Here is a 26818-nt window from a genome sequence, read left to right on the forward strand (position 1 = left end):
CCGCCGTTGTCGTCGGCATGAGGTCTCTCCTTGAACGCCCTCGCGCGCGGCGAAGGGGAAGGGCCCTGTCCCGGGGGGAGGAGAAGGACAGGGCCCCGTCGCAAATACCGGGTCAGAGGCGGGCGAAAGCGGCCTGGACAGCGGTATTGGCGGCGTCGAGCGCCGCTTCCGGCGTCTTCGTGCCGGAGAGGACGTCACCCATCATGATCTGGATCTGGTTCGAGATCTCCGGATAGATCGGCACGCCGGGGCGGGCCTGACCGTTGACGAGCGCCTTGGCGAAGGTCTCGTTCGCCTCGGTCTTGAAGACGTCGTACTTGCCGTAGAGGGCCGCCGCCGTCGGCAGCTGCTGCTGCAGCGCATTGCCGGGGCCGGCATAGATCTCCTTGATCACGGCCGCGCACATGGCGACCTTTTCCGGATCGTTGGAGAAGGCGCCGAAGGTCCAGCCGCCGGTGCCGGTCGAGCGCTGGTCGGCGGTCGGGCCGGGGATCTCCGAGAAGGTCCACTTGGCGAACTCTTCCGGCTCCAGCGTGTTCTTGAGCTGGCCATACTGCCAGTTGCCGCCGATGAACAGCGCCGCCGTGCCGGCCGCCGCCGCTGCGTTGAACTCGTCATAGTTGACGATGGTTGCGACCCGCTTCGGCGCCGCGCCGGAATCGACCAGGTCCTTGAAGTAATTGACCGCCTTCAGGAACTTCTCGCGGTTCTCACCCTCGGCGAAGATCGGCTTGCCCTTGTCGTCGACGAGCTTGCCGCCCTGCGCCCAGAAATTGGCGAGCCAGTCGAAGGTCGTGCCTTCCCAGCGCCCGCCATTGAACAGCACGCCCTCGCTGCCCTTTTCCTTGGAAGCGAGCGCGGCGGCCTTCAGCTCGGCCCAGTCCTTCGGCGCATCCGGAACGATTTCCTTGTTCCGGTAGAGCACGCGCAGGTCGGTGTTCCACCACCAGGCGTAGATCTTGCCATCCGGGCCGGTAATGCCTTCGCGGATGAAGGGGAACAGGTCGGCGACCTCTTCCTTGGTGAAGTATTCGTCGAGCGGCTTCAGGACATTGGCGCCCTTGAACAGGGCCAGCACGAAGCTGTCGACGGCGGCGCAATCCGGGCCGTTGCCGGACTTTGCCTGCTCGAGCATGCGGGCCTGTTCCTGGCCAATATTGTCGGACATGCGCTCGAGATCGATGCGCCAGCCCGGATGGCGCTGGATGAATTCGCTGAACAGCTTTTGGTAGCCCTCGGCCCAGACCGGGTCGGTGCTGGTCGGGCCGTCATTGGTCAGGCGGAGCGTGAAGGATTTGGGCGCATCGGCGGGGCCGACGCGGTCCTTGGTGACGAGATTATCGGCATGGGCAGAGACGGCGACGAACGCGGCGGCGGAGGCCAGCAACGCGGTGACGAGACGCAAGCGCATCATGAAATCTCCCGTGGGTGTTTCCTCGAACGAACGGCTGTTTCGCCGTTTCTTTTCTTCCGCTCCGCGTTTCCGGCGGCAGCTGCGACGGATTAAATCACATCGATTTTATATTGCAAGCGGAGTCGCGAAGGGGTTTGCCGCCGGAGCGTGACGGCGGGGCCGAGGCAGGGCGTAGAGCCGGGCGCAAAGGTGTCGGTCGCGAGCCGGTGCAAGCTACGGACTCGAGGACGCGTGCCGGCGAAATCCCTCTCCCGCGAGCGGAGGGTAGGGTGACGGGGCTTTCGGGTCGCTTATCCCGTCAGCGTCGCGCCGCGATGCTCGCGAAACGCGGCGGCCAGCGTGCGCAGCGCGCCGCGCGACTTGGCGTCGGTCAGCGTCGAATGCAGCACGATTTCGGACGAGGGCAATTCCGGCAGTCCGAAGCGCGGACCGACCTCGACCGTGCCCGGCGGGGCGAGGCGGCAGGGAAACGCGCCGATGGCGAGACCGGCCGAGACGGCGGCTGTCACCACCGAGGAGCCGCCGCCGAGAAACACGTCGATCCACGGGATGCTGATCGCGTCGAGGGCGCGGGTGGCCATGTCGCGCACGCCGCAGGAGGGGGCGTGGGTCGCGAGGCGAATGGGCTCGCCCTGACGGTGCTCGAAATGCGGCACTGCGAACCAGCCGAAATCCTCGGGCCCGAGGATTTCGGCGTCGCGGCGATCATCTTCGCGGCGGACGATGGCGGCGTCGAGCTCGCCGCGATCGAAAGCGTCGAGCAGGGTGCGCGAATTGTCGAGCCGCACCTCGATCGTCAGACCCGGATCATGTGCGTTGAGCCGCGCCAGCAGGGTCGGCAATTCCGGTCCGGCGACATGGGCGGCGATGCCGAGCGTGAAGCGGCGACGGCAATCGGTCAGGCCCGCCAATGCCCGTTCATGCGCGGCGAGAAAACCGCGCGCGCCGTCGAGGAACAGCGCGCCCTGCGCCGAAAGCCGCACGGAGCGCGGCGTCCGCTCGACCAGCCGCTGGCCAATCTTGTCCTCCAGCCGCTTCAGCTTGACGCTGATCGCGCCCTGCGTCGTCCCCAGTGCCTCGGCGGCGCGGGTAAAGCTCTGGAAGTCGGCGATGGCGACGAAGGCCTGAACCGACTCGACGTCCAGCACGGTCATGGGATGTATCCGGATTTGTTGTCTCTGAAATAGATATTCATCCGGTTTTGCTGTCGTCAAGCGGCCGCTAAGGTCGGCGCCGAATCTCTCTCCGCGACGCCGGCCCTCCCGCCGAAGCCGTCGCGCCATTCGAAAGCCGTTCCATGACCCAAGACCCGTCCCCCTCCCGCCGCAGCCTCGTCGCGCTCGCCGCCGTCTGTCTCTCCTCGCTGATGTTCGGCCTGGAAATCTCCAGCGTCCCGGCGATCCTGCCGACGCTGGAGCAGGTAATGCATGCCGATTTCATTGAGCTGCAATGGATCATGAACGCCTACACCATCGCGGTGACGACGGTGCTGATGGCGACGGGCACGCTAGCCGACCGCTATGGCCGCAAGCGCGTGTTCCTGATCGGCATCGCCGCCTTCGGTCTCGCCTCGCTGGTCTGCGGCCTGACGGAGAGCGTATCGATCCTGATCGTCGCCCGTTTCCTCCAGGGCCTGAGCGGCGGCGTCATGCTGATCTGCCAGGTCGCCGTGCTGTCGCACCAATTTCGCGAGGGCCGGGCGCGCGGCATGGCGTTCGGCTGGTGGGGCATCATCTTCGGCATCGGGCTCGGCTTCGGCCCGATCGTCGGTGGCGCCATCGTCGCGGTCTGGAGCTGGGAATGGGTGTTTCTCGTCCATGTCGCGCTCAGCCTCGTCACCTTCGCGCTGGCGCAGGGCGGCGTCGAGGAATCGCGCGATCCCGAGGCGACCCATCTCGACCTCGCCGGCATGCTGACCCTGTCGCTCAGCGTCTTCGCGCTGGCCTATTTCATCACCCAGGGACCGGATCTCGGCTTCTCAAGCCCGGCGGCGCTGGCGATCCTCGGCGTGGCCATCGCGAGTTTTGTCGGCTTCCTCGTCGCCGAGAAGCGCAGCGCGCGGCCGATGTTCGATTTCTCGGTGTTCCGCGTCCGTCCCTTCTCCGGCGCGGTGATCGGCTCGGCCGCCATGAATGTCAGCTTCTGGCCGTTCATGATCTACCTGCCGATCTGGTTCCAGGCCGGTCTCGGCTATGACAGCGTCGCCGCCGGCACGGCGCTGCTCGCCTATACGCTGCCGACCCTGGTGGTGCCGCCCTTGGCCGAGCGTCTGTCGCTGCGCTACCGCCCCGGACTGGTCATTCCGGCGGGCCTCTTCCTCATCGGCCTGGGCTTCCTGGCGATGAAGTTCGGCAGCAGCGTCGAGGCGGCAAGCTGGCTCACCATGCTGCCCGGCTGCGTGCTGGCCGGCATCGGCCTCGGCTTCACCAACACGCCGGTGACCAACACGACGACCGGCGCGGTCGCCGCCAACCGCGCCGGCATGGCCTCGGGGATCGACATGAGCGCGCGCATGATCTCGCTTGCCATCAACATCGCGCTGATGGGCTTTTTGCTGGTCGAGGGCGTCGGCGCATCGCTCCGGGCGGCGCTTCCGGACGGCATCGACGCGACGGCGTTGCGCCAGCTGGCGCAGCAGATCGCGGCCGGGGCGACGGTTTCTCCCGAGAGCGGGATATCGCCTGCGGTCGTCCATCAGGCCCTGACGAACGGCTTCGGCTGGGTCCTGCTCTATGGTGGCCTCGCCGTCTGGCTACTGGCGATCGCGAGCTATTTTGTGTTTGGTAGGGGCGGGGCGAAGGTCGCCTGCCCAGCGCAGCCAGTGGTGGGGTAGGGCAGGGTACTGCGTCAGAGAGGCGGAAGCGTTTGTCGCCCAGACTCCGTCATCCCTGCGAAAGCAGGGATCCATTCGGCCGAGGCCTGTCGAGACGATCGCCGGATGACTCCGCTGTATGGATCCCGGGTCAAGCCCGGGATGACGGCGAGCGTGGGAGGACGCGGGAGGCAGGATTACAGACGTTCAATACGGCGTCTCGCCCGCATCCGCGTTGACCGCCTGGCCGCGGACCAGCATGGCGTCGTCGCCGAGCAGGAAGGAGGTCACGCGCGCCACCTCGACCGGCTGCAGATGGCGCACCAGCTGCGCCGACAGCATCTTGTCGAAGATCGCGGGCGCCGGCTCGGCGGTGAATTCCGAATAGGCTTCCGACACTTCCTTCAGCATCGGCGTCGCCACGCCGCCCGGGCAGACGCAATTGACGTTGATGTCATAGGGGGCCAGCGCCTCGGACAGCATGCGGGTCATCGAGATCATGCCGGCCTTGGAAGCGCTGTAGGCGAGCGACTCGACATGGCCCTTCTTGCCGGCTTCCGACGCGATCGAGACGATGGCGCCCTGGATGTCGTGCTCGATCATGTGGGCTGCGACCAGCCGCGAAATATCATAGGCGCCGAACAGGTTGATCTCGAACTGCTTCTGCCAGTCGGCGCGCGAGATCGCCAGCGGGTCGGAATGCAGCACGATCGCCGCGCAGTTGACCAGGCCGTCGACGCGGCCGAGCAGGTCGATCGCCTTGGCGACGCCGTCGGCGACCGACGCTTCCGAGGCGACGTCCATGGCGATGCCGAAGCAGCCGCCGGCCGCGCCGCCCAGCGCCTCGACCGTGGCGTCGACCGTTTCCTGGCGGAGATCGGCGATGACGACGCGCGCTTCCTGCGCGATCAGCAGTTCCGCGATCGCCTTGCCGATGCCGCCCGATCCGCCGGTGACGATGAAGCCCTTGCCGGCATGCACGGGAAACACCCGGCTCTTGCGCAGGGGAAGCGCTTTTTCGGGACGGCGGGTGACGTATTTCGACATCGAAAATCCAATCATCGGCAGGGGCGGGGCAACCCGTACACAGGGCAAGTCACTGGACACGCAAGGGTATCGGTTGCGTCCAGAATAGGCATGATCGATATGCGGTCAATCGCAGTTGTGGCGCCATCAACGAGTCGATATCTTCGCGGCCATTCCACATGCAGGAGATTGCAGATGAGGCTTCGGGGGCTTTTGGCTGGCGCGGCTGCGCTGATGGCGGTGACGACGGCGCAGGCGCAGGATGCCAAGCCGTTGGTCGTCTTCGTCTCGCCCAATCCGGTTGGCGTGAACGACTTCCTGAAGCTCGCCAAGGCCGGCACGGAAAAGGCGGCGGAAGCCGCCGGCGCGACCGCCAAGATCTATGAGAGCACGGACCCGACCACGATCCGCCAGAACCTCGACGCCGCCGCCAAGGAAGGCGCCAAGGTGGTGATCGCTGTCGGCTTTGAGTTCAACGACGTGCTGCCGGAAGTCGCCAAGGCCTATCCGGACACCAAGTTCCTGCTCGTCGACAGCTGCCCGCAGACCCCCGTTGCCAACATCCATTGCTCGGTGTTCCGCGAATATGAGGCCGTGTTCCTGGCCGGCGCCGAAGCGGCGCTGACCAGCGAGACCGGCAAGGTCGGCGCCATCGGCGCGCTCGATATCCCCTTCATCCATCGCTACACCGACCCCTTCAACGAGGGCGCCAAGCATGTGAAGCCGGAGATTGAGATCGCCCCGTCGCTCTGGATCGGCGGCAACAACCCGTTCTCCGATCCGGCCCGCGGCCAGCAGCGCGCCAGCGTCATGGTTTCCGACAATGTCGATCGCGTCATGGCGGCCGGCGCCGGCTCGAATGGCGGCATCTTCAAGGCGATGGAAGACCTGCCGGGCGCAGCCGCCTTCGGCGTCGACACCAACCAGTGCCCGCAGGCGCCGGGCCTGATCATGGACAACGTCCAGAAGCGCACCGACACCGTCATCGAGAAGGGCGTCGCCGGCCTGTTCAAGGGCGACCAGCCGGCCTTCGCCACCTACGGCCTCGCCGAGGGCGGCATGACGCTGACCAGCCTGGAGCCGGGCCTCGAGGAATCGGGCTGCCTGATCGCCAAGCTGCCGGATGTCGTCGCCAAGGTGAAGGCGCTGCGCGACGAGGTCGTTGCCGGAACGGTGAAGGTCGCCGATCCGATGCAACTCGCCAAGTAAGGGCGGCCTGACTTCGGCATGTCGACGATCGAGCTCGAAGCCAGAAGCATCGTCAAGCGCTACGGGCCTCTCGTCGCCAATGACCACATCGACCTCTCCGTGCTCAGCGGAGAGGTCCACGCCGTGATGGGCGAGAACGGCGCCGGCAAGTCGACGCTGATGTCGATCCTCTATGGCATGCAGGCGCCCGATTCCGGGCAGATCTTTCTGCGCGGCGCCGAGATGCGCTATCGCTCGGCGCTGGATGCGATCGGCGCCGGCATGGGCATGGTCCATCAGGCGTTCAAGCTGTTCAATTCGCTGACCGTCTGGGAAAACGTCGTTTATGGCATGGAACCGACCCGCTTCGGCTTCATCGACCGGCGCGAGGCGGCCCGCCGCGTCGCGGCGCTGGCCGATCGATATCGCCTTCGGGTCGATCCGCATGCGATCGTCGGCCAGCTTTCGGTCGGCGTGCGCCAGCGCGTCGAGATATTGAAGGCGCTCTATCGCGACGCCCGCGTGCTGATCCTCGACGAGCCGACCGCCGTGCTGACGCCGCAGGAGCGCGACGGCCTGTTCGACATCATCCGCCACCTGACCGCCGACGACCGCACCATCCTGTTCGTCACCCACAAGCTGCATGAGGTGATGGCGATCACCGACTGCGTCACCGTGCTGCGCGACGGCAAGGTGGTCGACCGCATGGTGACTTCCGAGACTTCGGCACGCGAGATCATCCGCGCCATGACCGGCCGCGCGGTCAACCTGACCGTTGAGAAGCGCCCGGCCGAACCGGGCGCCGTGGTGCTCGAGGCGCGCGGCCTGACGGTTGCGACCGATGGCGGCAAGCCGGTGGTCGACCGAGTCGATCTCTCCATCCGCGCGCGAGAAATCGTCGGCATCGCCGGCGTCGCAGGCAACGGCCAGACAGAACTGATCGAGGCGCTGACCGGCCTGCGCATCCCCGATGGCGGCAAGGTCGCCATTAACGGGGCCGACGTCACGGCGCTGGACGTGGAGCGCCACCGCGACGCCGGTCTCGCCTATATCCCGGAAGACCGCGCCACGACCGGCACGGCGCTAGCCGCCTCCGCCGCCGACAATCTGGCCATGGGATTCCAGCGCAAGCCGCCGCTTTCGAACGGCCGCCTACTCGACGGCAGCGCCGTCACCGCGCATGCGCAAAAGCTGATCGAGCGCTTTGGCATCAAGATCGGCTCGGAGCAGCTCGCCGTCGGCACGCTCTCGGGCGGCAATCTGCAGAAGGTCGTCGTCGCGCGCGAGCTGTCGCATGCCGCGCCGCTGCTGATCGCCGAGCAGCCGACGCGCGGCGTCGATGTCGGCGCTATCGAATTCATCCACGCCCAGCTGGTCGCCGAACGCGATCGCGGCAGCGCCGTTCTGCTGGTCTCGGCCGAGCTGACCGAGATCCTGGCGCTCGCCGACCGTGTGCTGGTGATGTTCGACGGCCGCATCCTGGCCGAGCTCCCTGCCGCCGAGGCCGACGAGGAAACGCTGGGCCTGTTGATGGCCGGCCGCGTCGGCGAGGCAAGGCTCACCGACGGAACGGAGGCGGCATGAGCGAGCGTAGTGTGCGGGCCCCGAGGCTTCCGCGGATCCCGGCCGTGCCTTTGGCGATCAGCATCGGCATTCTGATCGGCGGGCTGCTGGTGCTGGCCTCGGGAGGTGATCCGATTGCCGCCTATCGCGAGATCCTGATCGGTGCCTTAGCGCCGCAAAACTGGCCGAACACGCTGAACTGGGCCGTGCCGCTGGTCGGCATGACGCTGGTGGCAGCACTCCCCTTGCGCGGTGGCATGGTCAATCTCGGCGGCGACGGCCAGCTGGTGATCGGCGGCCTCGTCGCGGCGATGGCCGCGCTCTATCTGCCGCTGCCCGGTCCGCTGCTGATCGCAGCCTCGATCCTCTGCGCCATGGTCGCCTCGGGGCTTTACGCCTCGCTCGCCGCCTGGGGCGAGACGCGCTTCGGCATCCCGATGCTGATCTCGACCCTGCTGCTCTCCTATCCGGCGATCGGCATCGCCTCCTATCTCGTCGGCTTCCCGCTGCGCGACATGGCGACCGGTCTCGCCCAGACCCGGATGATCCCCGATGCGGCGCGGCTGCCCGTTATCTCCGGCCCGCTTAATATCGGCCTGGTCCTGATGGTCATCGTCGCCATCGCCGTCGTCTTCTATGATCGTCGCATGGTCGGCGGCTATGAGCTTCGGATGCGGGGGCTGAACGCCAAATTCGCCGGCTATGGCGGCGTCCGGCTCGCGGCGCAGCAGGTGCGCGTGATGTTTGCGAGCGGCGCGATTGCCGGCCTCGTCGGCGCGATCCTCGTGCTCGGCTCGCTCTATCGCTACCAGGACGGCGCGCTGCTGACGCCGGGCTATACCTGGTCCGGCCTGATGGCAGCCCTCTTGGCCGGCGGCGCGCCGCTCGGTGCGATCTGCGCAGGCCTGTTCTTCGCCGGCCTGCAGACGGGCGGCTTTGCCATGCAGCGCGAAACCGCCATCCCGCGCGTGCTCACCATGATCCTGCAATCCGTCATCATCCTTTTCCTGGCGATCCGCCACGGCGTCGGCAGGAAGTCGTCATGAGCCTGATGAGCTTCATCACCCCGTCGCTGGTCAATTCGGCGGTCCAGTCGATCACGCCGATCCTGCTGGCGGCCCTTGCCGGCACGCTTTGCGGCCGGGTTGGCGTGTTCAACATGGCGATGGAAGGCCAGCTTCTGGTCGGCGCCTTCGCCGCCGTCGTCGGCTCCTACGCCACCGGCAGCGCGCTTGGCGGCGTGCTGTTCGCGATCGTCTTCACCGTGCTGTTCTCGCTGATCCTCGCCTATGGCGCGACGGTGTTCAAAGGCGACAGCGTCGTCATCTGCATCGGCATGAACCTGCTCGCCGCCGGCCTCACGGCCTATCTGCTGCGGCAGATGTTCGGCGTCTCGGGCACCTTCTCCGATCCGGGCATTGTCGGCCTGACCAAGATCCGCATTGACGCGATCAACACCATCCCCTGGATCGGCTGGATTTTCTCCCGCCAGACCGCGATCACCTGGCTCGCCTGGATCCTGACCGCCGCCGTGACCATCATGATGTTCCGCACCCCGCTGGGCCTCCGGATGCGCGGCGTCGGCGAGGATGCGAGCGCCGCCGGCACCATGGGCATCGACGTCACGCGCTACCGTGTCCTGACCGTGCTGTTCGCCGGCAGCCTGACCGGGCTCGGCGGGGCGCAGCTTTCGCTCGGCACGGTCAGCATCTTTTCCGAGGACATGAGCGCCGGTCGCGGCTGGATCGCCGTCGTCGCCGTCATGCTCGGACGCAATCATCCGCTCTGGGCAGCGCTGGCCTGCGTGCTGTTCGGCGTTGCCGATGCGCTGTCGGTCCGCCTGCAGAGCCAGGGCCTGCCCAACCAGTTGACTGATGTCGTGCCCTATGTGGTGACGCTGCTGGCGCTCGCGCTCAGCCATCGCAAGCGGCTGAAGCGCCGCGCGGCCGAGACGATCACCGCGCACGCCTGACCCATTCTACCCTCCAAGGAACTTCGCCATGACCGAAACCTGCCGCATGATCCTCGACGTCGACACCGGCGTCGACGACGCCATGGCGATCTTCTATGCCGTCCGCCGCCCGGGCATTAAGCTGGAGGCGCTGACCACCACCTTCGGCAACACCGACACGGTGATCGCGACCGAGAACACGCTGAAGATCCTGGAACTGCTCGGGCGTCCGGAGATCCCGGTGGCGCAGGGCGTCGGCCGCTCGCTGATCCGCCCCTACAAGCGCATGGCCGACCATATCCATGGCTCCAACGCGCTGGGCGACGTCGAATTGCCGGCGCCGAAGATCAAGGCGACCGACGAGCACGCGATCGATTTGATGATCCGCGTCATCAAGGAGAACCCCGGCGAGATCACGCTCTGCCCGGTCGGCCCGATCACCAATGTCGCGCTCGCCATCACCAAGGCGCCCGAAATCGCCAAGCTGGTGAAGGAGATCGTGGTCATGGGTTCGACGATCCTGCATCCCGGCATCCATGGCCCGATCGCCCCGATGGTCGACGCCAATTTCGCCAATGATCCGGAAGCCGCCCACATCGTGCTGCAGGCCGGCGCCAACGTCACGCTGGTCGGCATGGACGTCACCATGACGACGCTGCTCTCGACCGACATGATGGACGAGATTTCGCGCGAGGGCGATCACGCGGCGCAGACGCTGATGAAGATCACCTCCTTCTATGTCGACGCCTACAAGACGATGTATCCGGGCATCCAGGGCTGCGGCCTGCACGATCCGCTGGCCGTCGCCGTCGCCGAGGATCCCACCCTCGTCGGCCTCGAGCGCATGTATGTCGATATCGAGCTCAATGGCGAACTGACGCGCGGCTCGACGGTCGCCGACCGCCGCCGCACCGCCATCCCGTTCCACAACGCCAACGTCGCCATGACCGTCGACCGCCCCCGCTTCGAAGCCGAATTCATGGCGCTGATGAAGGGGCGGTAAGGGCTCAAGACCCTCACCCCAGCCCTCTCCCGCGTGGCGGGAGAGGGGGTCCGCTTGCGCCTCGGCGTCGATGCGGGCGCCGGCCGAAACCCTCGCCCGCTTGCGGGAGAGGGTAGGGTGAGGGGCTTGCTTGCTACGCCCTCAGCCCGGCCCCCGCCGCGAAAACTGCTGTTCGATCACCTCGGCGCCCCATTGGGTGCCGGGCTTTTCCTTGGCTAGTTCGAAGCCATGCGCTTCGTAGAGACGCCGCGCCGCGTCCAGACCCTTGAATGTCCAGAGCCGGGTGGCGGCGAAGCCGGCCGCGTCGCAGAAGGCAATCGCCTCGCCCAGCAGGCGGCGGCCCACGCCCCCGCCACGGCAGCCCTCGTCGAGGATGAACCAGCGCAGATGCGCCCGGTTGTCGCCAAGGTCCTCGCCGTCGATGGCGATCGAGCCGACGATCCGGCCGTCGTGGATCGCCGCCCAGGCCTGGTTGCGCGGACGGTCGAGCCGGCCGGTGAATTCGGCGGCGCCGCTGGCTACCGTGCTTTCGAAGAACGGCCCAAATCCCCAGTGCCGCGAATAATGGGCGGCGTGCATCTCGGCCACGCGGCCGATCCATCCGGGCCGGTAGCCGGTGACGATCTCGATCGGCGAAAGCGCGGGTTCCTCGGCCGCCGGATCGCGTGCCGCCAGCGCGCGGGCGTAAGACGACAACCCCTGCGCCACCGCCTGCTGCTCGGTCGGGTTCAGATGCGCAAGCGCCGCCATTACCTTGTCCCGGGCGAAGGCATGGATCCCGACGACCGTGCGGATGCCCTGCGCGGTCAATTCGAGCGGCTTGGTGCGGCTGTCGGCTGCGCCGGCGGCCTCGACAAGCTCGCCCGCGCCGATGAGCTTGCCGACCATGCGGCTGATGCTGGATTTCTCCAGCCGCAAGACCTCCACCAGTTGCGCGGCAGTCATCGATCCCTGGCGCTCGATCTCCAGCAGCGCATGCACGGCGGAGGCGGAATAGGCAGTGCCGGCCAGCGTCGGGTCCATGAAGCCGAGCTCACGGACGATACGGCGCGAAGCGGACCGGATTTCATCAACCAAAGCGGAACTGGACACGCGACCCTCTGTGGTGATTATAGTTGCATTATACAACTATACGAACCGTGTTTGTCCAGCGGCTGTTCGGCAGGCTTTGGCAACACCCGTTCGTTCCTAGGACTCCGGCGGACAGGTCGCGTCTCAAGCTTGTTGTCTCAGGCGTGCCTGGGTGCAGCGCCCCGTGTCTGCGCCGTCGGTTTGGTCGCAATACTCGGTTGGACGCAGCAATTCGGATGAGCAACGTTTCCATTAGGCCCAGAAGCGATGCCCCGTTTTCGCCAAGACCAAATTTTGGGCAGAAGCAGAGGCATATGAATGGTTTGTTGGATATCGGCCCAAACAGCCTCCCGCGAAATCCCTGTTGCGTCGGACGAATGTCGCTTGACGTACGTGGCACGGCATGTTGACGTTTACATGAGGAAAAGGCGCTGGGTGGAGGCGCCTTTGCGGCATTGAGGAATGCCGTGGAAGGGGAGGGAAGCGCATGCGCATGGGCAGCGGATCTGTTGTCGTGTCGATTCGGGCGAGGTGCATCTGATGCCGCGCGGACCGATCGTCGATACGCATCTCCATCTCTGGGATCCGAAGAAGCTTCGCTATGCCTGGCTCGACGGCAATCCCGTTCTCGATCAGGCCTATGGGCTCGACCGCTACGCTGCGGCTACCGAAGGGCTCGACGTCGAGGCCATGGTGTTCCTGCAATGCGAGGTAGATCCCGCGCAGTATGAGCAGGAAGCCGAGTGGATCGCCGGGCTCGCCAAGATCGATCCGCGCATAAAGGGCATGGTCGCCTGGGCGCCGCTCGAGAAGGGCCGCGCCGTCGCCGCCGAGATCGAGCGTCTGGCCCGCCACGATATCCTGCGCGGCATCCGCCGCATCATCCAGTTCGAGCCGGATCTCGATTTCTGCCTGCGGCCCGATTTCATCGAGGGCGTGCGCACGCTCGCCGAATTCGGCCTCTCCTTCGACATCTGCGTCGATTATCGCCACATGGCGAATGTGCTGAAATTCGCGGCGCAGATTCCGGAAGTGCCGATGATCCTCGATCATATCGGCAAGCCGGCGATCGCCGACGGCGTGATGGAGCCGTGGGCGAGCCAGATGCATCAGTTGGCCGAGCTACCGCATGTCTCGTGCAAGATCTCCGGCGTCGCCACCGAGGCGGATCATGCGAACTGGACCGAGGACGAGCTGAAGCGCTACGTCCAGGTCGCGATCGACGCCTTCGGCTTCGACCGGGTGATGTTCGGCGGCGACTGGCCGGTCGCCGTGCAGGCGATCGAGTTCCGCCGCTGGGTTGCCCTTCTCGACGACGTCCTCGCCTCGGCGACCGACGCCGAGCGCCGGAAATTCTGGCGCGACAATGCCGTCCGCTTCTACCGCCTGGAGACGGCTCGATGACAGGTTCTGCGCCGCTCGTTTCCGCGCGCGGCATTTCGAAGTCCTTTGGCGGCGTCGAGGTTCTCCGGAATGTCGATCTCGACCTGATGCCGGGCGAAGTGCATGCCCTGCTGGGCGAGAACGGCGCCGGCAAGTCGACCTTCGCCAAGATCCTGGCCGGTGTACACCGGCCGACGCGCGGCACGATCGAGCTCGGCGGCAAGCCGGTCGAGATCCAATCGCCGATCGCCGCCCAGCGGCTCGGCATCACGCTGATCCATCAGGAGCCGATTTCGTTTCCCGATCTGTCGGTGGCGGAAAACCTCGTCATCGGCCAGGTCGGGGCCAAGCCGCTCGGTCGCGTCCGCTGGGCGGAGCTTGCCAAGGAAGCCCGCCGGCTGATGGGCCTCCTCAACGTGCCGATCGACGTCACCGTGCCGATGCGGGGCCTCTCCATCGCCGACCAGCAGATGGTCGAGATCGCCCGCGCGCTCGCCTCCGACAGCCGGCTGATCATCATGGACGAGCCGACCGCCGCTCTGACGCCGAAGGAGGTCGAGACCCTGTTCACGATCGTCCGCCGGCTGCGCGAAGAGGGCCGGACGATCATTTTCATCTCGCATCGGCTGGAAGAAGTGCGCGCCATCTGCGACCGCGTCACGATCTTCCGCGATGGCGACAAGATCGAGACGGCGACGACGGCCAGCCTGACCGACGCCGACATCATCCGCCGCATGATCGGCCGCCCCGTGGCGGATTACCTGCATCGCGGTACCAGCCATGTCGGCGATGTCGCCCTTTCGGTGCGCGCGCTGACGTTGCCGGGTCGGTTCGAGAACATCTCCTTCGATATCCGCAAGGGCGAGATCGTCGGCCTCGGCGGCTTGGTCGGCGCCGGCCGCACCGATGTCGCCCGGGCGATCTTCGGGGTCGCGCCGGCGACCTCGGGCGTGATCGAGATCGACGGCAAGCCGGTCACGATCAAGGAGCCGACCGACGCCATCAGCCTCGGCATCGCGCTGGTATCGGAAGACCGCGCCATTGCCGGCATCTTCCGCTCGCTGCCGGTCGAGACCAACATCACGGCCGCCGTGCCGAAGCGGATCGCGCCCAAGGGTATCATCCGCCGGACGGTCGAGAAGGCGCTGGCGAAGGAATCAGTCGAGAAGCTGTCGATCCGGCTGGCTTCCGTGCGCCAGCCGATCGGCGAGCTTTCCGGCGGCAACCAGCAGAAGGCGATCCTCGCCCGCTGGCTGCTGGCCGAGCCGGACATCCTGATCCTCGACGAGCCGACGCGCGGCATCGACATCGGCGTCAAGGCCGAGTTCTACGACATGATCGGCGAGCTTGCCGCCAGCGGCCGCGCCATCCTGCTGATATCCTCCGAATTGCCCGAGTTGCTCGCCTTGTCCGATCGCATCCTCGTCATGTCCGAAGGCAAGCTGACGGCCGATATTCCGCGCGCCGAGGCGAGCCAGGAATCGATCATGCACGCCGCCGTGCCGCGCACCGGTCGCCATACGGTTTCGGGAGCGGCGGCATGAGTCAGGTCTCCCGCCTGTTCCGTGCCCGCGAGGCCGGCATCCTCGTCATGCTCGTGCTGTTCGTGGCTTTCGTCAGCCTGATCCAGCCGCGCTTCTTCTCGACCGAGACGCTGCGCATCGTGCTGCTCGCCGTGCCGTTGATCCTGGTCGCGGCGATGGGCCAGATGATGGTGCTGGTCGCCCGCCACGTCGACCTTTCGATCGGTTCGATCCTCGGCTTCTCGGCCATCGCCGCCGGCATGGTGTTTCGCGATCACCCCGAACTGCCGCTTTTCGTCGGCTTCGCCGTCGGCGTGTTGTCGGGGGCAGCGCTTGGCTTCGTCAACGGCCTGGTCGTGACGGTGTTCAAGCTGCCCTCGATCATCGTGACGCTCGGCACGCTCAGCCTCTATCGCGGCCTGCTGTTCATTCTGTCCGGCTCGAAGCAGATCGACCCGAACGACATTCCCGAGCCGCTGATCCGCATGGCCCAGACCTCGCCGATCGACATTCCGTGGATCGTGATCATCGCCTTTGGCGTCGCCTTCGCCACCTGGCTGTTCCTGAACTATAGCCAGATCGGCCGCCAGATCTACGCCATCGGCTCTAATCCGGTGGCGGCACCCTTGCGCGGCATCCGCGTCATGCCGGTGACCATCCTCGTCTTCACGCTCTCGGGCGCGCTGGCGGGGCTCGCCGGGCTGATCTACGCGGCGCGCTTCGGCTATGTGAACCCCGGCATCACCGGGGTCGGCTTCGAGTTCACCGTCATCGCGGCGGTGGTCATCGGCGGCGTCTCGATCAATGGCGGCGTCGGGTCGGTGCTCGGCACCGTGCTCGGTGTGCTGCTGCTCGGATCGGTGCAGGTGGCGCTGCCGATCCTCGGCGTCTCCGGTTTCTGGCAGAACGCCATCTATGGAGGCATCATCCTGATCGCCCTCGTCATCGACCGCACCGTCCGCCAGGGCGGCCTGCTTGCCCGAGGTGGCGCATGAACTCGATCGAGAAATCGCCGATTCCCGCTACCACGCCGCGCGTGATCGTTCGCGAGGCCGCCGCGCCCCGCCCGCGCTGGCAGGTTTGGCTGATCCGGCCTGAAGTGGTGACGCTGCTGCTGCTTGTGATCGCGGCGATCGTCGCGACGCGGCTGTCGCCCTTCTTCGCCGATCTCGGCTTCATCCTGGAAAGCTCGACCTATTACATCGAATTCGCGATCGTGGCGCTGGTGCTGACCATTGTCATTATCTCCGGCGAGATCGACCTGTCGCCCGCCGCCCAGATGGCGCTCTCCGCCTGCCTGTTCGGCACCGCCTTCAAGGCCGGCGCCCCGATCCCGGTCGCGATCGGCGTCAGCCTGCTGTCCGGCCTTGCCATGGGCGCCTTCAACGGCTTCTTCGTCACGGTCCTGCGGCTGCCCTCGATCATCGTCACCATCGGCACGCTGATCCTCTATCGCGGCCTGGCGCAGGTACTGGCCGGCGACAAGTCGATCAGCGGCTTTCCCTCCTGGTTCGTCGGCATCGATTACCGCATGGTCGGCATCGTGCCGATCCCGGTGCTGATCTTCATCGCCGCGTCGATCCTGCTCGGCCTGTTCCTCGGCATCACCATCTACGGTCGCCAGATCTACCAGATCGGCACCAGCGAGATCGCCGCCATCCATGCCGGCATCCGGGTCCGCCGCATCAAGATGGGCCTGTTCATCGCCTCGGGGCTGGTGAGTTCGATCGCAGGCCTGATGGTCGCCTCGCGCCTCGGCTCGGTCCGTTACGACCTCGCCACCGGCGGCGAACTGACCATGGTGCTCATCGTCATGCTGGGCGGCACCTACATCTTCGGCGGACGCGGTTCGATCCTGGGAACGTTCCTGGCCGCCTGGCTGCTCGTCATCATCGCCACCGGCATGACCGTCGCTAACATCGCCATCAATGCGCAGCTCACCATCATGGGCCTGCTGCTCATCGTCTCGATCATCGCCACCAACGCGATCTATGCCCGTAGCCAACGCTAACGGGACGTTAACGCAGCACTAACAGGGAGGAACTGAAAATGCTGAGAAGAAACCTGATGCTCGCCGTCGCACTCGGTGCGACGCTTCTCTCCGGCGCGGCCTATGCCGCCGACCCGGTCTCGATCGTCTACATCCCGAAGAACACCGGCAACCCGTACTTCGATTCGATCATCAAGGGCTTCGAGGACGGCTGCAAGACGCTGGGCTGCGAGTTCACCACCGTCGCTCCGGCCTCGGCCGAAGCCACCTCGCAGATCCCGTTCGTCACGGCGCAGATCCAGCGCGGCGTCAACGTCGTCGCCATCTCGCCCAACAGCCCGGATGCGCTGAACCAGGTGTTCGACCGCGCCCGCGCCAAGGGCACGATCATCCTGTCGGTCAATTCCGACATGCCGGGCAACGAGACGCACCGCGACGCCGCCATCCTGCCGGTCGATTTCACCAAGACCGGCCCGTCGCAGGTCGAACTGCTCGGCAAGCAGATCGGCTATGAGGGCGAGATCGCCATCCTCTCGGCCACCACGGACGCTCCGGACCAGAACGTCTGGATCGCGGCGATGAAGGATACGCTCGAGAAGGATCCGAAATACGCCAAGATGAAGCTGGTCACGATCGCTTACGGCGATGATGATCCGCAGAAGTCGACCACCGAGACCGAGGCCCTGCTCGCCAACTACCCGAACCTGAAGGGCATTATCTCGCCCACGACGGTCGGCGTTGCCGCCGCCGCCCAGGTCGTGGAGACGGCCAAGAAGGCCGACAAGGTCAAGGTCGTCGGTCTCGGCACGCCCAACCAGATGCGCCGCTTCATCGAGAACGGCACGGTCGAGGCGTTCCAGCTCTGGAGCCCCTACAACCAGGGCCTGCTCGCCGCCAATTTCGCCGTCGGCGTCAAGAATGGCACGATCAAGAACGAGGCAGGCACCGTCTTCGAAGTGCCGGGCCTCGGCAAGGTGACCGTCGAGAAGGACAGCGTGATCAAGACGCAGGCCGATCTCACCACCTTCGACAAGACCAACATCGCCGACTTCAACTTCTGATCCGTCGGTCCCGTTCGATGCCCGCGGCGCGCTCTGGCCCGTCGCGGGCATTGTCATGTCCACCTCTTCGTACCGGCGGCGAGCCCTTCGCAGCCGCCCGCCGTCGCAACGGAAGCCATCATGAACCACTATGATTTCAAGGACCGCGTCGCCATCGTCACCGGCGGCGGCCAGGGCATCGGCCGCACCGTCGCCGAGCGCATCCTCGCCTCGGGCGGCAAGGTCTCCATCTGGGACCGCGACGCCGCCCTGCTCGAAAAGACCGTCGCCGAAATCGGCAGCGAGCATGTCGAGGGCCGCGCCGTCGACATCGGCGATCTGGCCGCGGTTGAGGCGGCGACGGCGGCGGTGATCGGCCATTTCGGCCAGATCGACATCCTGATCAACAATGCCGCCATTGTCGGCCCGAACGCGCCGACCTGGGAATATCCGCCGCAGGCCTTCAGCGACGTCGTCCATATCGGCCTGACCGGCACCTTCCATTGCTGCCGCGCCGTCGTCCCGCACATGATCGCGCGCAATTACGGCCGCATCGTCAATGTAAGCTCGGTTGCCGGCAAGGAAGGCAATCCCAACGCCGTCGCCTATTCCTCGACCAAGGCGGGCGTGCTGGCGCTGACGAAATCGCTCGGCAAGGAATTGGCGACGCAGAACATCTCGGTCAACGCCGTGACGCCGGCCGTTGCCAAGACGACGATGGCGCTGAGCCAGGCGCCGGAATTCCTTGCCTATATCCTGGCGAAGATCCCGCGCGGCAGAATGCTGGAGCTTTCGGAAGCGGCCAGCATGATCTGCTTCCTGTCGTCGGAGGAAAACTCCTTCACCACGGGCGCCACCTTCGATCTCTCGGGCGGCCGCGCCACCTATTGAGGCGATGGCTCCGCGACAGTCCCGGCGTCGACCAGCCTTTCGCGGGCCGCCGCCCAGACGAGGATCGCGTCGAGCGCCGGACAAAGCGCCTGGCCCCATTCGGTCAGGCGATACTCCACCTTGGGCGGCACCTGATGGTGGACGATGCGGCGAACCACGCCGTCGCTCTCCAGCTGCCGCAGCTGCTGGATGAGCATCTTCTGCGAGATGCCCGGCATGGCCCGCTCCAGTTCGGAGAAGCGGTGTTCCTTTCCGTCGAACAGATGGAACAGGATGAGCAGCTTCCAGCGCCCCTCCAGAATTCCGAGCGTCGCCGCGACATCGGACGCCGCGGTCTGCGGCGTGTAGGGCGCGCCGCTGGCGTCCACCTTACTTTTTGGTTCGTACCTTACTTTTTCGTCGGTTCTTGTCATTTTGGCAGTCTACTCGCATGTCTTGGCTTCATGCAACGGAGTGAGCCATGACCGACAAACTTCCCCATTCTGTCACCGCCTATTATTCGGCCGCCGCCGCCCATGATTTCGAAGCGCTTGCCCATTGTTTCGCCGTCGACGGCGTGGTGCGCGACGAAGGCGCGGTCCGGACCGGACGCGCCGCCATCGCCACCTGGGCCGCCAACGCCTATGCGCAATACAAGCACGAAACCGAGGTGGTTGAGTCCCGCGAACAGGATGGCGTTCATGTCGTCTCCGTCCGGGTCAGCGGCCAGTTCCCGGGTTCGCCGGTGCAGCTGACGCAGCGCTTCGCTCTCGCGGGGGATGAGATCCGCTCGCTGGAGATCGGCTGATGGCTTCCGATTTTCACGGCAAGCGCGTTCTCGTCACCGGCGCCAGCCGCGGCATCGGCCGGGCGACGGCGCTCAAGTTTCGGGAAGGCGGCGCGACCGTGCTCGGCGTGGCGCGGACCGCCCTGGAAAGTGCCGACGACCAGTTGATCTCGATCGCGGCCGATGTCGCCACGATCGAAGGCTGCACCAGCGTCGCCGAGGCCGTGCTCTCGCGGCTGGGCGGCGTTGACGTTGTCGTCCACGCGCTGGGCGGTTCGCACGCACCGGGCGGAGGCTTCGCCGCCCTGGACGAAGACGAATGGGCCAAGGAGATGAACCTCAACTTCTTTTCCGCCGTTCGCCTCGACCGCGAGCTGCTGCCCTCGATGCTGGAGCAGGGCTCCGGCGTGATCGTGCATGTGACGTCGATCCAGGCGCAATCGCCGGTGTTCGAATCGACGCTTGGATATGCCGCCGCCAAGGCCGCGCTGGCCAATTACAGCAAGGGCCTGTCGAAGGAGGTCAGCCCCAAGGGCGTCCGCGTCATGCGGGTTTCGCCGGGCTGGACGGAAACCGAGTCGTCGGTGGCGCTGGTCGAGCGGCTTGCGGACAAGGCCGGGTCGGACTTTGACACCGCCCGCGCCGAGCTGATGAAGGCGATCGGCGGCATCCCGATCGGCCGTCCCAACACGCCGCTGGAAGTCGCCGAGCTGATCGCCTTTCTGGCCTCCGACCGCGCGGCGTCGATCACCGGGGCCGAGTTCCGCATCGATGGCGGTTCGCTCCCCGTCGTCTAGGCGGTCGGGAAGCCCAGCGAGCGTTGCATCTTTCTGCCCCTCTCCCGTGAACGGGAGAGGGGGTAAGCCTGAGCCTTGGCCGCCCTATGGCGTCGGAGCGTCGGCGCGGATCAGGCCTTCGTGCTTCAGCTCGGCCCAGAGATCGCCAGGGATATCGAGCCGGACATAGTCGAGATTGGTCGTCACCTGTTCCGGCTTGAACGCGCCGGGGATGACGGAGGTGACGGCCGGATGGTGCAGCGGGAACTGCAGGGCCGCGGCCGGCAGCGGCACGTTGTGGCGTTGGCAGACCTCGGCGATGCGGCGCGCCTTCTCCAGGATTTCCGGCGTCGGCTCGAAGTAATTGTACTTTGCGCCCGGTACCGGGCCGGTGGCGTAGAGGCCGGACGAGAACACGCCGCCGATGATGATGCCGACCTTGCGCTCGACGCAGAGCGGCAGTTCCTTCGTCAGCGTCTCCTGTTCGCCCAGCGTGTAGCGCAGCGCCAGCAGGAAGAAATCCATGTCGAACAGTTCGAGGAAACGCGGGATCAGGCCGAGTTCGTTGATGCCGGCGCCGATGGCGCGGATGCGCCCGGCCGCCTTCAGATCGGCGAGCGCGCGAAAACCGCCATTGGCGAGCTGGGCGAAGCCCGCCTGCACCATGGGTTCCGAGCCGCGGTGCCACCAGTCGAGATCATGGATCACCAGCGTGTCGATGCGGTTCATGCCGAGGCGCTGGAGGCTGTCCTCATAGGCGCGCATGACGCCATCATAGCTGTAGTCGAAATAGTGATCGAAATGCAGGCCGCCGGACCAGAAGCCGGTATCGAACTGGTCCGGTTTCTGGATCGGCGCGCGCAGGATGCGGCCGACCTTGGTCGAGAGGATCAGCTCGTTGCGGTCCTGCTTGTAGAGGAAACGGCCGACGCGGTGCTCGCTCTGGCCCCGGCCATACCAAGGGGCGGTGTCGTAATAGCGCACGCCGGCGTCCCAGGCGGACTTCAGCGTCGCCTCCGCGTCGGCGTCCGAAACCTTGGTGAACAGCTCGCCGAGCGGCGCCGCGCCGAAGCCGATCTGCGGCAGCATCACGTCGGTGCCGCCGAGTTGCCGGCGTTTGAATGGATCCATGTTTCCTCTCCCTTTCGCGAGCCCGCGCTGGGGCGCCTGCGGCGATGCGCCAGTATCGGTCGATCGGCAGGCATGCATCGGCCGCCCCAGCCAGCGAGCCGGCCCATAAAATGGCAGGATGGTGTAAACGTCAACATGGTCCTACCATAGGCTTTGGAAATCCATCAATTCACATCAGATTGCGCGATAATCCTTGCTTGTCCGTAGGGTCAATGGCAGCCTGTGCCAACGAGGAAACGCGCATGCGATCGCCGGTCCATGCCCCTGATCCGCAAGAAGACAGGGTAGGGATGTAAACGTTATGTCAGGGAAATTGCCGGGCGGCCGGCGCCAGCCGACCATCCATGAAGTGGCGGCCACGGCGGGCGTCTCGATCGGGACCGTCTCCCGCGTCGCCAGCGAAAGCCCGCGCGTCGCGCCGGAAACGCGAGCCCGCGTGCTGGCCGCGATGGCCGAGCTCGGCTACCAGCCCAATGCCGCGGCGCGCGCCATGCGCACCAACCAGACCATGACGATCGGCTTCCTGATCCCCGACATGACCAACCAGGTCTTCGCGCGCGTCGCGCAGGGCGCGGAAACCGTGCTGGCGCCTGAAGGCTACATGCTGTTCGCCTTCTCGTCGAACCGCTCGCCGGCGCGCGAGATCGAATTCCTGCAGGCGGCCCGGCAGCGCCAGATGGACGGGCTGATCGTGACGCTCTCGGACGAGACCGCCACGGGCACGATCGAGGAAATCGCCCGCATGGGCGTTCCCGTCGTGGTGCTCGACCGTGACATCCCGGTCGAGGCCGATGTCGTCTATAGCGAGCACATGCAGCCCATCGAGACCGTGGTAGAGCAATTGCTGCAACTCGGCCACCGGCGCATCGGTCTGATCACCGCCTCGCACAACATCCGCCCGGGCCGCGACCGCGTCGCCGGCTTCAAGCGGGCGCTGGAAAAGGCCGGCGTGCCGATCGACGAATGGCTGATCCGCGCGCGGACCCAGAGCGCCGAGCGCGGCATGGCCGAGACGCATGACCTGCTGACCGGCGCCAACCCGCCGACCGCCATTCTCGCCGCCGGCAGCGACATCTTCTATGGCGCGCTCAAGGCGGTGCGGCTGCTGGGCCTGTCGATCCCGGACGATATCTCCTTCGTCGGCGCCGACGATGCGCTGCTCGGCGAACTGGTCTATCCGCCGATCACCGTGATCGATCGCGACATGGTCGAAGTCGGCCGCCAGGCGGCGGGGTTGCTGCTCGACCGTCTGAAGGGGCTCGATGGCCCGCCGCGCCGCATCATGCTCGGCAGCGACGTGTTGCTGCGCAGTTCGATCGCCGCGCCCAAGCGCCGCTAGCCGGGCTTCAGTCCGGCGGCGATGGCAGCCATCGGGTGCAGCGCCGCGGTCTTCGAAAGGCGCTCGACCTGGCAGCGGCACGAGAAGCCGCTGGCGAGCACCGTCGTTTCCCCAGCCAGCGCCGGCGCCCAGGACGCGTCGAACAGCGTTCGGCTCACCGTCTGCTGGCGCTGCTCATGCCCGAACAGCCCTGCCATGCCGCAACAGCCGGTCGGGGTCGGCCGCACGGATAGGCCGAGCGCTGCGAACACTTCCTGCCATTGTTTGAGCGCCTGCGGTGCCGCGGAGGCCTCGGTGCAATGGACCATCAGCCTCGGCGCGCTGGCGGCGGCGAGGGCCTTCGGCCATGGATCTCCCGCTGTTAGGCGCTGGCGCAGGAACTCCTGCACCAGCAGGACCTTCGGCACGGAAGGCGTCAGCTCGCTAAACTCGCTGCGCGTCATCAGCACGAAGGCGGGATCGACGCCAACCATCGGGCGGCCGGTCTTCCCAAGCTCCGTCAGAGCTTCGATCTGCCGGCCCGCCAGCCGGGCGAAACGCTTGCGCATGCCTTTGACATGCGCTGCCTTCGAGCCGGGCGGCAGGGTGACAAGGATGGGCCGGTAGCCGAGCGCGACCAGCCCGTCGCAGACGGCCCCGACCGCTGCGGTATCGAAGGTCGCGGTAAAGGCATCCTCCAGCACCAGCACGGTCTTCTCGTCCGTGGCGAGTGTTCCGATCTTCGTGTGGCGGACTACGGGATGGCCAAGCTGGCACAAGCCACGCTCGGAGATCGCCGGCAGGTCGATGAGACCGAGCCCTCGCGCCATGAGGCTCGCCAAGGGCATCAGCCGGCGCGCCAGTGGCCGGATCGCCGCGACAAACGGCGCCATAGCCTCGACAGCGACCGCCGCATGGTCGCGCAGCGGCCGGCGATTGTCATTGTGATAGGCGTCGAGAAACTGCGATTTCAGCGTGGGAACGCTGACATGCACCGGGCAGGCGCTGCCGCAGGCATTGCAGCCGAGGCAGCTATCGAGCACGGCATAGGTGTCGCGGCCGATCGCGGCCAGGTCCGGGTCGCTGGCTTCCTGCGCCTGCCGCCATTTCCGCACGGCCTCCGCGCGCCCCTTCGGCGACTGGCGCAAATCGCGTGTAGCCTTGAAGGAGGGGCAGATCGGCACGGTCTTGCTGTAGGTCAGGCAGGACGCGTTGCCGTTGCAGTGAAAAGCCTTCTCGAAGCCGGGATCGTTGGCGGCATTGCCCTGGCGAAACGGCAGCTCGACGATGCCGATCGGCTGGCGGGAGACCGTTACCAGCTTGCCCGGATTGAAGCGCTCCAGCGGGTCGAAGGCGTGCTTGATCCGCTGGAAGGCGGCATACGCCACGGGACCGACATAGTCAGGCAGATAGGCGCCGCGAATGCCCTTGCCATGCTCGCCCCAGAAGATGCCGCCATGCCTATTGCAGAGCGCATAGACGGCGTCGGAAATCGCCTGGAAGGTCGCCCGATCGGCCTTTTCGTCGAGATCGAGAGCTGGGCGCACGTGCAGGCAGCCGACATCGATATGGCCGTAAATGCCATAGCGCAGGCCATGACCCCTGAGGATCGTATCGAACCCGTCCACAAACGCGACGAGGTTCTCGACCGGCACGACGCAATCCTCGACGAAGGCGACCGGGCGGCGGGCGCCCTCGCGCTTTCCGAGCAGGCCAACGGCGGCGGCGCGCGTCGACCAGAGCTTGGCGGCGTCCGCCTCGTCGCGGGCGCAATAGCTGCCGATGACGCCGGGAAGCCGTGCCGCATCGGCGATCAGGCGGGCGACCGAGGCCGTCAGGGCGTCTTCCGCCTCGCCGACGAACTCGACGAACAGATAGGAAATCCGCGTCTCCGCTTGCCCACGAATATCGACCGGCAGGCTGTCCATGAGGCCGGCGTCGCGGGCGAGCCGCTGCACCCAGTCGTCCATGATCTCGATCGCCAGCGGCGCGTGCGCGAGGATCGGTTCCCCGGCCGCCAGCGCGGCGGCGAAACTGTCGAAGGCGACGACGACGAGCCGCTTGTGGGCCGGCTTCGGCGTCAGCTTCAGGCGGATCTTCGTGACAAGGCCGAGCGTCCCCTCGGCGCCGAGCAGCAGCCGCCACCATTCGAGCCGATCCGCCGCCGGCCGGGCGCGTTCGAGGTCGTAGCCGGTGAAGCGGCGCGAGATGCGTGGCGTGTTGTCGATCAACGCCTGCCGGCCGGCGTCGCAGGCATCGGCGATGTCGTCCAGCATGGACTGGGCCCAGGCGGGTGGCGGCTCGAGGCTGCGGATCGTCCGGCCGCCGCTCAGCGTCAGGTTGAGGCCCAGCACGTTGTCGCTGGTCTTGCCATAGATCCGCGAGCCCTTGCCCGAAGCGTCGGTGCTGATCATGCCGCCGATGGTGCAGCGGTTCGAGGTCGAGGTGTTCGGCGCGAAGAACAGGCCAGTATGCGCAATCAGGCCGTTCAATTCGTCGAGCACGATGCCGGGCTCGACATCGACCCAGCCTTCGGCTGCGTTCAGTTCCAGGATCCCTGTCATGAAGCGCTGGAAATTGACGATGATGCCGCGATTGAGGCTCTGGCCATTGGTGCCGGTGCCGCCGCCGCGCGCGGTCACGGCGAGATGCCGGAACGCGGGCCGGTCGGCGACGGCCATGAGTATCTCGACATCGGCAGCGCTTTTCGGCGCGACGATGATGTCGGGTTCGAGTTCGTAGACGCTGTTGTCGGTGGCCATCGCGGCCCGCGCCGCGTGGTCGGAGGCGACATCGCCGGCAAAGCCCGCCTCGGCTAGCGCCGCGGCGAAGCCGGCAAGCTCTGGCGGAAGAGGGGCGGTCAATGGACGGACGGATTGGATCATGGCGAAGCCTTTCGAGCTTCCCTTGAACCACGCCTAGCCGCTTCGTAACATTGGAATGAAATGACAAAACATTCGAAAAAAACGAACATCGGCATCCGGCATTTCCGCGCCGCCCTGGCGCTCGCGCAGGAACAATCCTTCACCCGCGCCGCCGACAGCCTCGGTATTGTCCCGTCGGCGCTGACCGAGACGATCAAGCAGCTGGAGGCGGATTGCGGCCTGCGTCTGTTCAATCGCGAGGCGCGGCCGGTGACGCCGACCGAGGCCGGCGAGGAATTCCTGGCCGGGGCGCGCCGGGTTCTCTCCGATTTCGAGATGGCGCTGGATGATCTTCGCCGGGTCGGCGGCATCGAGCGCGGCGCGGTCAGGGTGGCCGCCGCCCCGTCTGTGGTGCTGTTCCATCTCGCCCCCGCGCTCCGCGCCTTCCACGCCGCCCATCCGGCGATCGAGGTGACGGTCTATGACGACATCGCCGAGCGGATCGGGGCGCTGGTGCTGGACCGGGTGGTGGATTTTGGCCTGGCGGAACGCTGGCACGAGACCGACCAGCTCGACTACGAGCCGTTCCATGTCGACCCTTTCGTGCTGGTCTGCCATCGCGACCACAAGCTGGCCGGGCGCGCCGAGGTCGATCTCGCCGAAATTCCGGTCGCCGACGTCATTGCACTCGACGAGAGCACCGGCATCGGCAAGCGGATCGCCGCTGCGCCCGAAATCCCGCCCGAATTCCGGCGCGGCTCGATCCGCACGCGTGGCACCATCGCGCAGCTCACCCTGATCTCGCAGGGCATGGGCGTGGCGCTGATGCCGAAGCTCGCGGCCTCGGTGATTCAGAGCCCCGAAATTCGTCATGTCGGATTGCGCGATCTCTCGCTGAAGCGCACGCTTTGCATCCTTACGCGATCGCGCAGGGGCCTGTCGCCGGCGGCGGAGCGGCTGCTTGCGTGTCTGCGTCCGCTCGGATCGCTCGCCTCGCCCTGACGCGGCATTTTTGCCTTGAAACACGCGATTCCAGGCCAGTCCTGCTTCGCGCTTTCCGTCCGTCGTCCTCCAAACGCAAAGGACGAAAGCGCTGTTGCTAATAGGG

Annotated in this window: 23 protein-coding genes; 16 read left to right on the forward strand and 7 right to left on the reverse strand. The window is 66.3% G+C overall.

The window, feature by feature from the left end; translation table 11 throughout:
- Positions 1 to 112 precede the first annotated feature (112 nt).
- Together ABIE08_RS19440 and ABIE08_RS19445 are read right to left on the reverse strand one after the other, a co-directional pair.
- Positions 113 to 1411 carry an ABC transporter substrate-binding protein gene (locus tag ABIE08_RS19440; protein ID WP_354553619.1) on the reverse strand — a complete coding sequence of 433 codons (1299 nt, stop codon included), beginning with the start codon at positions 1409 to 1411 and terminating at the stop codon, positions 113 to 115.
- Positions 1412 to 1704: 293 nt separating this feature from the next.
- Positions 1705 to 2568, reverse strand: a complete 864-nt coding sequence (locus tag ABIE08_RS19445; RefSeq protein ID WP_354553487.1) for a LysR family transcriptional regulator — start codon at positions 2566 to 2568, stop codon at positions 1705 to 1707.
- Between the two features lie 143 nt (positions 2569 to 2711).
- Here ABIE08_RS19445 and ABIE08_RS19450 point away from each other — a divergent pair, with 143 nt between their 5' ends.
- Positions 2712 to 4247: an MFS transporter gene (locus ABIE08_RS19450; RefSeq protein WP_354553488.1), complete on the forward strand. Its 1536-nt coding sequence runs from the start codon at positions 2712 to 2714 to the stop codon at positions 4245 to 4247.
- Positions 4248 to 4433: 186 nt separating this feature from the next.
- Here ABIE08_RS19450 and ABIE08_RS19455 read toward each other — a convergent pair whose 3' ends face one another.
- Complete coding sequence (locus ABIE08_RS19455) at positions 4434 to 5273, reverse strand: SDR family NAD(P)-dependent oxidoreductase (protein ID WP_354553489.1); 840 nt, start codon at positions 5271 to 5273, stop codon at positions 4434 to 4436.
- A 174-nt stretch (positions 5274 to 5447) separates the two neighbouring features.
- Here ABIE08_RS19455 and ABIE08_RS19460 point away from each other — a divergent pair, with 174 nt between their 5' ends.
- The 5 genes from ABIE08_RS19460 to ABIE08_RS19480 are packed head-to-tail and all read left to right on the forward strand — an operon-like array spanning position 5448 to position 10957.
- Entirely contained in the window at positions 5448 to 6461 is a 1014-nt protein-coding gene (locus tag ABIE08_RS19460) for a BMP family ABC transporter substrate-binding protein (protein WP_354553490.1), read from the forward strand.
- Between the two features lie 18 nt (positions 6462 to 6479).
- On the forward strand, positions 6480 to 8024 hold the full coding sequence (locus ABIE08_RS19465; protein ID WP_354553491.1) for an ABC transporter ATP-binding protein: 1545 nt from the start codon (positions 6480 to 6482) through the stop codon (positions 8022 to 8024).
- Positions 8021 to 9049: an ABC transporter permease gene (locus ABIE08_RS19470; RefSeq protein WP_354553492.1), complete on the forward strand. Its 1029-nt coding sequence runs from the start codon at positions 8021 to 8023 to the stop codon at positions 9047 to 9049. Before ABIE08_RS19465 ends, ABIE08_RS19470 begins: the two co-directional genes overlap by 4 nt.
- Positions 9046 to 9975, forward strand: a complete 930-nt coding sequence (locus ABIE08_RS19475) for an ABC transporter permease (protein WP_354553493.1) — start codon at positions 9046 to 9048, stop codon at positions 9973 to 9975. Before ABIE08_RS19470 ends, ABIE08_RS19475 begins: the two co-directional genes overlap by 4 nt.
- A gap of 28 nt (positions 9976 to 10003) precedes the next feature.
- Complete coding sequence (locus tag ABIE08_RS19480) at positions 10004 to 10957, forward strand: nucleoside hydrolase (RefSeq protein WP_354553494.1); 954 nt, start codon at positions 10004 to 10006, stop codon at positions 10955 to 10957.
- Positions 10958 to 11098: 141 nt separating this feature from the next.
- Here ABIE08_RS19480 and ABIE08_RS19485 read toward each other — a convergent pair whose 3' ends face one another.
- Positions 11099 to 12049, reverse strand: a complete 951-nt coding sequence (locus tag ABIE08_RS19485; RefSeq protein WP_354553495.1) for a bifunctional helix-turn-helix transcriptional regulator/GNAT family N-acetyltransferase — start codon at positions 12047 to 12049, stop codon at positions 11099 to 11101.
- 519 nt (positions 12050 to 12568) lie between these two features.
- Here ABIE08_RS19485 and ABIE08_RS19490 point away from each other — a divergent pair.
- From ABIE08_RS19490 to ABIE08_RS19515, 6 genes are all read left to right on the forward strand, one after another.
- On the forward strand, positions 12569 to 13432 hold the full coding sequence (locus ABIE08_RS19490) for an amidohydrolase family protein (RefSeq protein WP_354553496.1): 864 nt from the start codon (positions 12569 to 12571) through the stop codon (positions 13430 to 13432).
- A complete protein-coding gene (locus ABIE08_RS19495) occupies positions 13429 to 14955 on the forward strand; it encodes a sugar ABC transporter ATP-binding protein (protein WP_354553497.1) in 1527 nt (508 codons plus the stop codon). The genes ABIE08_RS19490 and ABIE08_RS19495 overlap by 4 nt, the downstream gene beginning before the upstream one ends.
- Positions 14952 to 15929, forward strand: coding sequence for an ABC transporter permease (locus ABIE08_RS19500; RefSeq protein ID WP_354553498.1), 978 nt, complete (start codon positions 14952 to 14954; stop codon positions 15927 to 15929). Before ABIE08_RS19495 ends, ABIE08_RS19500 begins: the two co-directional genes overlap by 4 nt.
- Entirely contained in the window at positions 15926 to 16945 is a 1020-nt protein-coding gene (locus ABIE08_RS19505; RefSeq protein ID WP_354553499.1) for an ABC transporter permease, read from the forward strand. Before ABIE08_RS19500 ends, ABIE08_RS19505 begins: the two co-directional genes overlap by 4 nt.
- Positions 16946 to 16983: 38 nt before the next feature.
- On the forward strand, positions 16984 to 17985 hold the full coding sequence (locus ABIE08_RS19510; RefSeq protein WP_354553500.1) for a substrate-binding domain-containing protein: 1002 nt from the start codon (positions 16984 to 16986) through the stop codon (positions 17983 to 17985).
- Positions 17986 to 18105: 120 nt separating this feature from the next.
- Entirely contained in the window at positions 18106 to 18855 is a 750-nt protein-coding gene (locus ABIE08_RS19515; protein ID WP_354553501.1) for an SDR family NAD(P)-dependent oxidoreductase, read from the forward strand.
- Here ABIE08_RS19515 and ABIE08_RS19520 read toward each other — a convergent pair.
- Positions 18849 to 19268, reverse strand: coding sequence for a winged helix-turn-helix transcriptional regulator (locus tag ABIE08_RS19520; RefSeq protein WP_354553502.1), 420 nt, complete (start codon positions 19266 to 19268; stop codon positions 18849 to 18851). The two genes, ABIE08_RS19515 and ABIE08_RS19520, sit on opposite strands and share 7 nt — an antisense overlap.
- A 47-nt stretch (positions 19269 to 19315) precedes the next feature.
- Here ABIE08_RS19520 and ABIE08_RS19525 point away from each other — a divergent pair, with 47 nt between their 5' ends.
- On the forward strand, positions 19316 to 19642 hold the full coding sequence (locus tag ABIE08_RS19525; protein WP_354553503.1) for a nuclear transport factor 2 family protein: 327 nt from the start codon (positions 19316 to 19318) through the stop codon (positions 19640 to 19642).
- Positions 19642 to 20418, forward strand: coding sequence for an SDR family oxidoreductase (locus tag ABIE08_RS19530; RefSeq protein WP_354553504.1), 777 nt, complete (start codon positions 19642 to 19644; stop codon positions 20416 to 20418). The genes ABIE08_RS19525 and ABIE08_RS19530 overlap by 1 nt, the downstream gene beginning before the upstream one ends.
- An 84-nt stretch (positions 20419 to 20502) precedes the next feature.
- Here ABIE08_RS19530 and ABIE08_RS19535 read toward each other — a convergent pair whose 3' ends face one another.
- The gene (locus ABIE08_RS19535) at positions 20503 to 21528 is read right to left on the reverse strand and encodes an aldo/keto reductase (RefSeq protein ID WP_354553505.1); all 1026 of its coding nucleotides are present in this window, start codon (positions 21526 to 21528) and stop codon (positions 20503 to 20505) included.
- Positions 21529 to 21829: 301 nt separating this feature from the next.
- On the opposite strand from ABIE08_RS19535, the gene ABIE08_RS19540 reads away from it, so the two are divergent.
- Positions 21830 to 22867 carry a LacI family DNA-binding transcriptional regulator gene (locus ABIE08_RS19540; protein WP_354553506.1) on the forward strand — a complete coding sequence of 346 codons (1038 nt, stop codon included), beginning with the start codon at positions 21830 to 21832 and terminating at the stop codon, positions 22865 to 22867.
- Here the strand turns inward: ABIE08_RS19540 and ABIE08_RS19545 are convergent.
- Positions 22864 to 25731, reverse strand: coding sequence for an FAD-binding and (Fe-S)-binding domain-containing protein (locus ABIE08_RS19545; protein WP_354553507.1), 2868 nt, complete (start codon positions 25729 to 25731; stop codon positions 22864 to 22866). The two genes, ABIE08_RS19540 and ABIE08_RS19545, sit on opposite strands and share 4 nt — an antisense overlap.
- Positions 25732 to 25791: 60 nt before the next feature.
- Here ABIE08_RS19545 and ABIE08_RS19550 point away from each other — a divergent pair, with 60 nt between their 5' ends.
- Positions 25792 to 26712, forward strand: coding sequence for a LysR family transcriptional regulator (locus ABIE08_RS19550; RefSeq protein WP_354553508.1), 921 nt, complete (start codon positions 25792 to 25794; stop codon positions 26710 to 26712).
- Positions 26713 to 26818: the final 106 nt, after the last annotated feature.

The organism is Kaistia defluvii (genome assembly GCF_040548815.1).
Lineage (GTDB): Bacteria > Pseudomonadota > Alphaproteobacteria > Rhizobiales > Kaistiaceae > Kaistia > Kaistia defluvii_A.

Bases quoted from the DNA above. Each gene is read 5' to 3' on its own strand.
- ABIE08_RS19440 (WP_354553619.1), bottom strand. From the start codon at position 1,411: ATGCGCTTGCGTCTCGTCACCGCGTTGCTGGCCTCCGCCGCCGCGTTC.
- ABIE08_RS19445 (WP_354553487.1), bottom strand. From the start codon at position 2,568: ATGACCGTGCTGGACGTCGAGTCGGTTCAGGCCTTCGTCGCCATCGCC.
- ABIE08_RS19450 (WP_354553488.1), top strand. From the start codon at position 2,712: ATGACCCAAGACCCGTCCCCCTCCCGCCGCAGCCTCGTCGCGCTCGCC.
- ABIE08_RS19455 (WP_354553489.1), bottom strand. From the start codon at position 5,273: ATGTCGAAATACGTCACCCGCCGTCCCGAAAAAGCGCTTCCCCTGCGC.
- ABIE08_RS19460 (WP_354553490.1), top strand. From the start codon at position 5,448: ATGAGGCTTCGGGGGCTTTTGGCTGGCGCGGCTGCGCTGATGGCGGTG.
- ABIE08_RS19465 (WP_354553491.1), top strand. From the start codon at position 6,480: ATGTCGACGATCGAGCTCGAAGCCAGAAGCATCGTCAAGCGCTACGGG.
- ABIE08_RS19470 (WP_354553492.1), top strand. From the start codon at position 8,021: ATGAGCGAGCGTAGTGTGCGGGCCCCGAGGCTTCCGCGGATCCCGGCC.
- ABIE08_RS19475 (WP_354553493.1), top strand. From the start codon at position 9,046: ATGAGCCTGATGAGCTTCATCACCCCGTCGCTGGTCAATTCGGCGGTC.
- ABIE08_RS19480 (WP_354553494.1), top strand. From the start codon at position 10,004: ATGACCGAAACCTGCCGCATGATCCTCGACGTCGACACCGGCGTCGAC.
- ABIE08_RS19490 (WP_354553496.1), top strand. From the start codon at position 12,569: ATGCCGCGCGGACCGATCGTCGATACGCATCTCCATCTCTGGGATCCG.
- ABIE08_RS19495 (WP_354553497.1), top strand. From the start codon at position 13,429: ATGACAGGTTCTGCGCCGCTCGTTTCCGCGCGCGGCATTTCGAAGTCC.
- ABIE08_RS19500 (WP_354553498.1), top strand. From the start codon at position 14,952: ATGAGTCAGGTCTCCCGCCTGTTCCGTGCCCGCGAGGCCGGCATCCTC.
- ABIE08_RS19505 (WP_354553499.1), top strand. From the start codon at position 15,926: ATGAACTCGATCGAGAAATCGCCGATTCCCGCTACCACGCCGCGCGTG.
- ABIE08_RS19510 (WP_354553500.1), top strand. From the start codon at position 16,984: ATGCTGAGAAGAAACCTGATGCTCGCCGTCGCACTCGGTGCGACGCTT.
- ABIE08_RS19515 (WP_354553501.1), top strand. From the start codon at position 18,106: ATGAACCACTATGATTTCAAGGACCGCGTCGCCATCGTCACCGGCGGC.
- ABIE08_RS19520 (WP_354553502.1), bottom strand. From the start codon at position 19,268: ATGACAAGAACCGACGAAAAAGTAAGGTACGAACCAAAAAGTAAGGTG.
- ABIE08_RS19525 (WP_354553503.1), top strand. From the start codon at position 19,316: ATGACCGACAAACTTCCCCATTCTGTCACCGCCTATTATTCGGCCGCC.
- ABIE08_RS19530 (WP_354553504.1), top strand. From the start codon at position 19,642: ATGGCTTCCGATTTTCACGGCAAGCGCGTTCTCGTCACCGGCGCCAGC.
- ABIE08_RS19535 (WP_354553505.1), bottom strand. From the start codon at position 21,528: ATGGATCCATTCAAACGCCGGCAACTCGGCGGCACCGACGTGATGCTG.
- ABIE08_RS19540 (WP_354553506.1), top strand. From the start codon at position 21,830: ATGTCAGGGAAATTGCCGGGCGGCCGGCGCCAGCCGACCATCCATGAA.
- ABIE08_RS19545 (WP_354553507.1), bottom strand. From the start codon at position 25,731: ATGATCCAATCCGTCCGTCCATTGACCGCCCCTCTTCCGCCAGAGCTT.
- ABIE08_RS19550 (WP_354553508.1), top strand. From the start codon at position 25,792: ATGACAAAACATTCGAAAAAAACGAACATCGGCATCCGGCATTTCCGC.